Below are 8,909 nucleotides of genomic sequence, written 5' to 3' on the forward strand. Positions count from 1 at the left end.
ACACTAGTAAATTTGAAAAATACTATTCAAATTCAGAGGTGAAATATAGTTTTACACTTTGATATTTGTTTTTTGTCATTTGAATCGTGAAATCGGAATCAGCTAGAAAAACGAGCTGGCCGTATTTGTCTTTTGCCAAGAACTTTTGCTTAATTCGTTTGAATTCTTTAAATTCATCATTCTTTGCATCTTCTGGTTTTACCCAACACGCTTTATGCACTGGGAAATTCTCATAGGTACATTTAGCTCCATATTCATGTTCTAAACGGTATTGAATTACTTCATACTGAAGTGCACCCACCGTTCCAATAATTTTCCTATTATTCATTTCAAGGGTAAATAGCTGCGCTACTCCTTCATCCATCAACTGGTCAATCCCTTTGTCAAGCTGTTTTGCTTTCATTGGGTCAGCATTATTGATGTATCTAAAATGTTCTGGAGAGAAACTTGGAATACCTTTGAAACTCATGATTTCTCCTTCGGTCAAAGTATCTCCAATTTTAAAATTTCCTGTATCATGCAAGCCTACAATATCACCAGGGTAAGAGATATCGACTATTTCCTTTTTTTCTGCAAAAAAAGCATTTGGGCTCGAGAATTTTAGGTTCTTTTTTAGCCGTACGTGATAATACGGTTTGTTTCTTTCAAAAGTACCGGATACAATTTTTATAAATGCTAATCTGTCTCTGTGTTTCGGATCCATATTGGCGTGGATTTTAAAAACAAATCCAGACATTTTTTCTTCTTTAGGGTCAACTAATCTCGTTTCCGATTCTTTCGGTCGGGGCGATGGCGCGATTTCTACGAAACAATCCAAAAGTTCACGAACTCCAAAGTTATTTAATGCAGAACCAAAAAAGACCGGTTGTAATTTTCCATCCAGATAATCTTGTCGATCAAATTTTGGGTAAACTTCATCTATCAACTCCAATTCTTCGCGTAAAGTATCGGCAGGTTTTTGCCCGATAATTTTTTCTAATTCTGGATTTTGTACATCTGAAAAAGCTATCGTTTCTTCAATGTTTTTACGATTGTCTCCACTAAACAAGTTAATGTTTTGCTCCCATAAATTGTATATTCCTTGGAAATCATACCCCATTCCTATAGGGAAACTTAAAGGGGTAACCGTTAGTCCTAATTTTTGTTCCACTTCGTCCATTAAGTCAAAAGCATCTTTCCCTTCACGGTCCATTTTATTAATGAAGACGATTATAGGAATTTTACGTAATCTACATACTGCGACTAATTTCTCTGTTTGTTCCTCAACACCTTTTGCAACGTCAATTACCACGATGACACTATCCACAGCCGTTAAAGTTCTGAAGGTATCTTCGGCAAAATCTTTATGCCCTGGCGTATCAAGTATATTTATTTTTTTCTCTTTGTAATTAAATGCTAAAACGGAGGTTGAAACAGAAATTCCTCTCTGACGTTCAATTTCCATGAAATCACTCGTGGCACCTTTTTTAATTTTATTGTTTTTAACAGCACCAGCTTCTTGAATGGCACCACCAAAAAGGAGGAGTTTTTCTGTAAGCGTTGTTTTACCTGCATCGGGATGCGATATAATCCCAAAAGTTCTTCTTCTGTGTATTTCTTTTAAAAAGCTCATGTATAATTTAAATAGTCTGTAAAAGTACTATTTATAAATGTGAATAAAAAAAATGAGGCTGTCTTTTAGAATAGCCCCATTTATATTGGAAATATTTTGATATTACATATTAATGGACCAAACAGAATAACCGTTTGGAGGACATTGTATCTTTACCCATTTATCACTCTGTGTTGTTGGAATCCATGTAGAATTACCTGTAAAGTCCTTTATTTGTGCATTGGTCCAATTGGTTGGAACCCATCTTTCTTGCCATGAAGAGGAGTTATTAATATAAACTACTAAGCCTGGGTTTCCGTTATAGCCATTTCTTCGGGCGATGTACTCGTCATTATCAGTATATAAAATAGAAGTTGTTCCTGTCGCTTTTTGATTGTGAATCCAAATCAAGTTATTCATTTTTGTTCTGTCCAGCAATTCTTCGTAATCTTTGTAAAAGAGTGTTGGATAGCCTTCATGAGTCAAAATATAGGCATAAGCTAATTCCTTATTATATATTTCATCTGTATCATGGTTCGTGACAAAAGTAACAGCTTTGTAGGGATTTCTTTTCCACATCATGTCGTCATTCAGCAGATTAAGGTTGTTGCCGTCAAAGGCATCATTCATTTTGTAGTAACATGCAAAGTCAAATACGGAGCTGTTAGCGCTGTTTGCCCACCATTCCAACGTGTTTACGTTGGCGTCCCAGTATTCGCCAACTGAAAATCCGCCGACGTTAGTATTCCAATCTTTAACTACCCAAGGTCCAAAACCTTTAACGTAGTCAAATCGCCAGCCGTCAAATTTCATAGTGTTTTTGTAATATTTACCCACACCGTCTGTTCTAAGCCATAGCCAATTTTGCACATTTGGTGTCACGTGTGCTAAGTCAGGAAATCCTCCAAAAATACCTTCGTCACTAGTACCATAGGCGTTTTTATAAAAGTCAGCACTTGTTCTTGGGAATTTTCCAGAAGCAACGCCAGTGAAATCAGTATACGTTTGGGTTCCTGTGAAAGGATTGTTTTCTAACTGTCCACCACTATTGTGATTAAGAACGATGTCAGCATACACTTGTAGGTTTTCCGTATGTGCTTTTGTAATTAAACTTACCAATTCAGTTTTAGAACCAAAACGAGTTTCTATAGTTCCATTTTGATTGTAATTTCCAAAATCAAAATAGTCGGTAGGGTCATAGCCCATAGAAAACGGGCCGTTTTGTGCTTTAGATACTGGAGGAAGCCAAATAGAACCAATACCGGCATTCGACCATGCTGTTACTTTTGTACTTACTGTATTCCACCAGTTCCCACCAGCTGGCACATCCCAGTAAAAAGCTTGCATCATTACGCCACCGCCAGGGTTAGCTACATATTTCCCTGTAGTTGAAGTTGTCATGGATTTTCCAGTACTAAACGGATGACCATCATGGTGAGTGACATCAATGACTTTGCTCAACGCTTTAATTTCTGCCGTTGGCCCTTGTAATTCATCATTTGAGTTACAAGAGTAAACGAACATAGCCAATGTGGCTAATGCTGCAATTTTTAAATTTGGTTTTTTCATAATTTTGTAGGTTAGTTAATAAGTATATTGGGTATTATTTTTCTTAGTAAGGATCAAATGGTATTAATATAAAAAGCGAATAATGAAGATATTCACTATCAGAGATTGTATTATTTTATGATATTGATTTTATTTGTTTAGTTATTTTACGAATAATACGGTTGGTTTGCAGCTAATATATGTGAAATTTTAGGGGAAATGACTTTTTAACTTTTCAACATAGTAGCGAAAACGTTGTAGTGTTGATAAGTAATTATATTTAATTAGAGTTGAGCTGTTTGTATTTTTGTTGTTTTATTTATTTCTGATTTGAGATTGTAATAGTTAAGGGATAAAGAATTCTGTCAGAATATCGATGGAGCTGCTTCCTGCCGCTATGGATTTGTTGCAGGGCCTAATCAATTAGAGTAGTAATTGAGTAAATAAAACCTGTAAATTTGGGTAGATGTGAATTGGGAATTAAATGAGTTTCAGAATGATTAAATGGGCTATAATTTTTTGTTAATAGTAGTGTGGAAACTTGGAATATGTAATTGAATTGTTATTTTTGTTCGTTTTTACTTTGGGAAATTCGTTGCAAGACCATTTTTATTTCTTGAGAGTTAAAATGTACATTTGGCTACGAGTCGTGTGGTCTTTAAAAAAGGAATTTGGATCAATAAAAATTAGAATACTTTAATAAAATATAAAATAGATATAATGCCATTAAAAAATATACAAATGAAGTCCATAAATAGTAGAATTGCACTTATCTTTTTTGTGTTACTGTTTTCAAGTACCATCACCAGAGCGCAAGAAATTATTAGGGATACTGTCGTCGCTCCTGTTAAGAAAATCCAAACCAATCAAAGGCAAAAAATCGACGGTATTATCGCTACGGTAGGGGATTTTATTATTTTGGACTCAGATATAGATAAATCTTATTTGGAATTGTCAAGTCAGGGTAATTCCGTAAAAGATATTACCAGGTGTCAAATGTTGGGAAAACTACTCGAGGATAAATTGTATGCGCACCAAGCGATTCAGGACAGTGTTAAAGTAACGGATGCTGAAGTAAAGGGAATGATGGACGAGCGATTGAGCTACATGGTAGGTCAAATTGGTTCTATGGAAAAGGTGATAAAGTATTACAAGAAAAACACGGAAGAAGAATTTAGAAGCTATTTCTTCGATATTTTGAAGGAGAACAAGCTTTCCTCAGAAATGCAAAAGAAAATTGTTGAAGAAGTGGAAATTACACCGGAGGAAGTTCGTAATTTTTTCAAATCAATACCAAAAGAGGATTTACCACTTTTTGGAGCAGAGATGGAAGTCGCGCAAATTGTGATTACTCCGAAAGTTTCAGATGCCGAGAAACAAAAAGTGATTGACAAATTAAATGGATTTAAAAAAGAAGTAGAAGAAGGCTCTAGTTTTGCCACTAAAGCTGTTTTATATTCCAAAGACCCAGGGTCAAGTTCAAATGGAGGGTATTATAAAATGAACAGGAAAACACCTTTTGTAAAAGAATTTAAAGATGTTGCTTTTAGTCTTCAGCAAGGGGAGATATCTGAACCTTTCGAAACTGATTTTGGTTTCCATATTATTTATATTGAAAAAATCAAAGGACAAGAAATCGAATTGCGTCATATATTGTTGACTCCTTCAGTGTCAGAAGAGGCTCAGAATGCTGCAAAAGACAAAATCAATTTGATCAGAGATAAAGTTATCGATAAGAAAATCACTTTTGCAGAAGCTGCCAGAACAGAATCTGATCAAAAAGAAACCAGGGCAAATGGAGGATCTTTAATCAATCCAAAAACACAAGATACCCGTTTTGAATTGACAAAAATGGATCCAAGTCTTTACAGTCAAGTCTCAAGCTTGAAAGATGATGCCATTTCTCAGCCTATATTAGATACGGATGAAAACGGAAAGAAAAGTTATAAACTGGTTACAGTTACAAATAGAATCAATGAGCACATTGCTGATTATGCCACGGACTATATTAAAATTAAAGAATTAGCCTTAAAAGAAAAGCAAATTAAGGCAATAGGAAAATGGTTTGATGAAACAATTAAAAATACCTATGTTAAAATTCTTGTCGAATATAGAGATTGTGTACTTACAAATAATTAGGTTAAAAATTAATTTTTATATTTTTTTAAAATAAATAAAAAGAGTTAGCTTTATGAAATCATAGAGTTAACTCTTTTTTAATTTAAATCCCTTTTGAAAATGTCTGACGTAGCAGCAATACATAATTTAGTTCAGAAACGAAATGAATTAAAAAGCGAAATCGCGAAAATTATAGTAGGTCAGGATGCGGTGGTCGATCAAGTTTTACTTTGTATTTTTTCAGGAGGACATGCGCTTCTTGTAGGAGTTCCGGGATTAGCTAAAACCTTAATGGTGAATACCCTTGCTCAGGCATTGGGACTTAATTTTAAGAGAATCCAGTTTACTCCGGATTTAATGCCTTCAGATATTTTAGGAAGTGAAATCTTAGATGAGAACCGTCAATTTAAATTTTTAAAAGGGCCTGTTTTTTCGAATATTATTCTGGCAGATGAAATAAACAGAACGCCACCAAAAACCCAAGCAGCTTTGCTGGAAGCGATGCAAGAACGGTCCGTTACCATTGCCGGTGAAAACTATAAGTTAGACCTACCGTACTTTGTTTTGGCAACCCAAAACCCTATTGAACAGGAAGGAACTTATTCTTTACCTGAGGCGCAGTTAGATCGTTTTATGTTTGCTATCAAGCTTGAATACCCCTCGTTTGAAGAAGAAGTTCAGGTAGTGAAGCGTACCACTTCAGATGAAATAAATACTATTAATCCGCTATTTACAGCGCAAGAAATTATAGATTTTCAGCAATTGATTCGAAGAATTCCCGTTGCAGACAACGTTGTTGAATATGCGGTGACCTTAGTTAGTAAAACACGTCCGGATAATCCATTGTCTAATGAGTTTGTTAAAAGCTATTTGGATTGGGGAGCAGGACCAAGAGCTTCGCAAAATTTAATAGTAGCCGCTAAAGCGCATGCTGCTTTCAACGGGAATTTTTCACCTGATATTGAGGATGTGAAAGCGGTAGCAACTGGAATTTTGCGTCATCGAATTATTAAAAATTATAAAGCGGATGCCGAAGGAATCACTGAGGAGATGATCATCGCAAAGTTAATTTAAATCGTTTCTGTAGTAGTGAAGGAGCATTCCTAATTAAGTTTAACCGTTCGCTTAGATTAATAGAGTGATATTGTAAAATTTTGGATAGCCTAATCATATGATAATTATCGATTAATCATTAATATGTTAATTTTTTAATTTTTTATCGATTATGCCTATGAAAAACTATTATTTTACAATAATAGTTTTTCAAAAGGGGTCTTTTATTAAATATTTTTAAATCTCATCTTTAATACTTAAATTTGCATTACAAATAAACAAAAAAAAAACACCTACATATTATGGCTTTTGATATTGAAATGATTAAAAAAGTGTATGACAACATGACTACTCGCGTTGATAAAGCACGCGAAATTGTTGGGCACCCGCTTACTTTGACAGAGAAAATTTTATACAATCACCTTTGGGATGGGGTGCCATCTAAAGTTTTTGCAAGAGGAACTGATTATGTTGATTTTTCTCCGGACAGAGTTGCTTGTCAAGATGCAACTGCTCAAATGGCTTTACTGCAATTTATGCATGCCGGGAAAGCTAAGGTAGCTGTTCCTACAACGGTTCATTGTGATCACTTGATCCAAGCTAAGGTTGATGCTGTAACTGATTTGGCTAGAGCAAAAACACAAAGCAATGAAGTTTTTGATTTTCTTTCGTCAGTATCTAATAAATACGGTATTGGTTTTTGGAAACCGGGAGCTGGAATCATTCATCAGGTAGTCCTTGAGAATTATGCGTTTCCTGGAGGAATGATGATTGGTACTGATTCACATACGGTAAATGCAGGTGGATTAGGAATGGTAGCGATAGGTGTTGGTGGTGCAGATGCTGTGGATGTAATGTCAGGGATGGCATGGGAATTAAAATTCCCAAAACTTATTGGTGTTAAATTAACCGGTAAATTGTCAGGATGGACAGCTCCAAAAGATGTAATTCTGAAAGTAGCTGGTATTCTTACCGTAAAAGGTGGAACTGGCGCTATTGTTGAATACTTTGGTGAGGGTGCTACTTCTATGTCTTGTACAGGAAAAGGTACAATTTGTAACATGGGAGCTGAGATTGGTGCTACGACTTCTACTTTTGGTTACGATGATTCAATGGGGCGTTACTTGCGTTCTACTAACAGAACGGATGTAGCAGATGCTGCAGATAAAGTTGCAGATTACTTAACAGGGGATCCTGAAGTATATGCTAATCCAGAAAAGTATTTTGACCAAGTTATTGAAATCAATCTTTCAGATTTAGAGCCACATTTAAACGGACCTTTTACACCAGATTTGGCTACGCCAATTTCTAAAATGAAAGAAACAGCTATAAAAAATAACTGGCCTTTGAAAATCGAAGTAGGTTTGATTGGTTCTTGTACCAACTCTTCTTATGAAGATATTGCTCGTGCGGCTTCATTAGCCAAACAAGTTACAGATAAAAAATTAAAAATAAAGTCTGAGTTCACGATTACTCCAGGATCTGAAGTAGTTCGTTATACAATAGAACGTGATGGATTTATCGATATTTTCGATAAAATGGGAGCGACAGTTTTCGCAAATGCCTGTGGGCCATGTATCGGAATGTGGGATAGAGAAGGTGCTGATAAAGAAGAACGTAACACGATTGTTCACTCTTTCAACCGTAATTTCTCCAAACGTGCTGATGGAAATCCAAATACATTGGCTTTCGTAGGTTCGCCAGAATTGGTAACCGCTATGGCAATTGCAGGTGATTTAGGATTCAATCCATTGACAGATACGTTAATTAATGAGGATGGTGAAGAAGTGATGCTGGATGCGCCAACAGGTGATGAGTTACCTAAAGACGGCTTCGATGCTGAGGATGCAGGATTTCAAGCTCCTGCAGCTGATGGTTCAGGTATTCAAGTGTCTGTTAGTGAAACTTCAGAACGTTTGCAATTATTGGCTCCGTTTGCTCCATGGGATGGAAAAAATATTACTGGCGCTAAATTGCTTATCAAAGCATTTGGGAAATGTACTACTGATCACATTTCTATGGCAGGACCTTGGTTGCGTTTCCGTGGACATTTAGATAATATATCAAATAACATGTTGATTGGTGCTATCAATGCATACAACCAAAAAACAAATTCAGTTAAAAATCAATTAACAGGAGGATATGATGCCGTTCCTGTAGTGGCTCGTGCTTATAAAGCGGCGGGTGTGCCTTCAATTGTTGTAGGGGATCATAACTATGGTGAAGGATCTTCACGTGAGCATGCTGCTATGGAGCCTCGTTTCCTTGGCGTGAAAGCGGTATTAGTGAAATCATTTGCTCGTATTCACGAAACAAACCTTAAAAAACAAGGATTGTTAGGATTGACATTTGTTACTGAAGCTGATTATGATAAAATCCAGGAGAACGATACCATTAACTTTACTGATTTAGTAGGTTTCGCTCCGGGAAAACCATTAACGCTAGAATTTGCTCATGAGGATGGAAGCAAAGATATCATCATGGCAAACCATACCTATAACGAAGGGCAAATTGGTTGGTTCGTAGCTGGTTCAGCATTAAATTTAATTGCTGCGGGAAAAGCGTAAGTATAAGTTTATAATTATATAAAAAACGCTCT

5 protein-coding genes are annotated in these 8,909 nt (G+C 35.8%); 3 read left to right on the plus strand and 2 right to left on the minus strand.

The window, feature by feature from the left end; translation table 11 throughout:
* Positions 1 to 22 precede the first annotated feature (22 nt).
* Both A3SG_RS0116205 and A3SG_RS0116210 read right to left on the minus strand, forming a co-directional pair.
* Complete coding sequence (locus tag A3SG_RS0116205; RefSeq protein WP_016991054.1) at positions 23 to 1,612, minus strand: peptide chain release factor 3; 1,590 nt, start codon at positions 1,610 to 1,612, stop codon at positions 23 to 25.
* A gap of 102 nt (positions 1,613 to 1,714) precedes the next feature.
* A complete protein-coding gene (locus A3SG_RS0116210; RefSeq protein WP_016991055.1) occupies positions 1,715 to 3,160 on the minus strand; it encodes an alpha-amylase in 1,446 nt (481 codons plus the stop codon).
* Positions 3,161 to 3,859: 699 nt separating this feature from the next.
* Between A3SG_RS0116210 and A3SG_RS0116215 the strand changes: the two genes are divergently transcribed.
* The 3 genes from A3SG_RS0116215 to A3SG_RS0116225 all read left to right on the plus strand — a co-directional run bounded on the left by A3SG_RS0116215 (position 3,860) and on the right by A3SG_RS0116225 (position 8,877).
* Positions 3,860 to 5,278, plus strand: a complete 1,419-nt coding sequence (locus tag A3SG_RS0116215; protein ID WP_016991056.1) for a peptidylprolyl isomerase — start codon at positions 3,860 to 3,862, stop codon at positions 5,276 to 5,278.
* Positions 5,279 to 5,377: 99 nt separating this feature from the next.
* Positions 5,378 to 6,331 (plus strand): AAA family ATPase, encoded by a 954-nt coding sequence (locus A3SG_RS0116220; protein ID WP_016991057.1) that lies wholly within the window; start codon positions 5,378 to 5,380, stop codon positions 6,329 to 6,331.
* A 281-nt stretch (positions 6,332 to 6,612) separates the two neighbouring features.
* On the plus strand, positions 6,613 to 8,877 hold the full coding sequence (locus A3SG_RS0116225) for an aconitate hydratase (RefSeq protein WP_016991058.1): 2,265 nt from the start codon (positions 6,613 to 6,615) through the stop codon (positions 8,875 to 8,877).
* Positions 8,878 to 8,909: the final 32 nt, after the last annotated feature.

Origin of the sequence: Flavobacterium sp. ACAM 123 (assembly GCF_000264055.1) — a bacterium.
Classification (GTDB): Bacteria; Bacteroidota; Bacteroidia; order Flavobacteriales; family Flavobacteriaceae; genus Flavobacterium.

What these genes read in the sequence shown, in the direction of transcription:
- A3SG_RS0116205 (WP_016991054.1), bottom strand. Translation starts at nt 1,612, where the DNA reads ATGAGCTTTTTAAAAGAAATACACAGAAGAAGAACTTTTGGGATTATA.
- A3SG_RS0116210 (WP_016991055.1), bottom strand. Translation starts at nt 3,160, where the DNA reads ATGAAAAAACCAAATTTAAAAATTGCAGCATTAGCCACATTGGCTATG.
- A3SG_RS0116215 (WP_016991056.1), top strand. Translation starts at nt 3,860, where the DNA reads ATGCCATTAAAAAATATACAAATGAAGTCCATAAATAGTAGAATTGCA.
- A3SG_RS0116220 (WP_016991057.1), top strand. Translation starts at nt 5,378, where the DNA reads ATGTCTGACGTAGCAGCAATACATAATTTAGTTCAGAAACGAAATGAA.
- A3SG_RS0116225 (WP_016991058.1), top strand. Translation starts at nt 6,613, where the DNA reads ATGGCTTTTGATATTGAAATGATTAAAAAAGTGTATGACAACATGACT.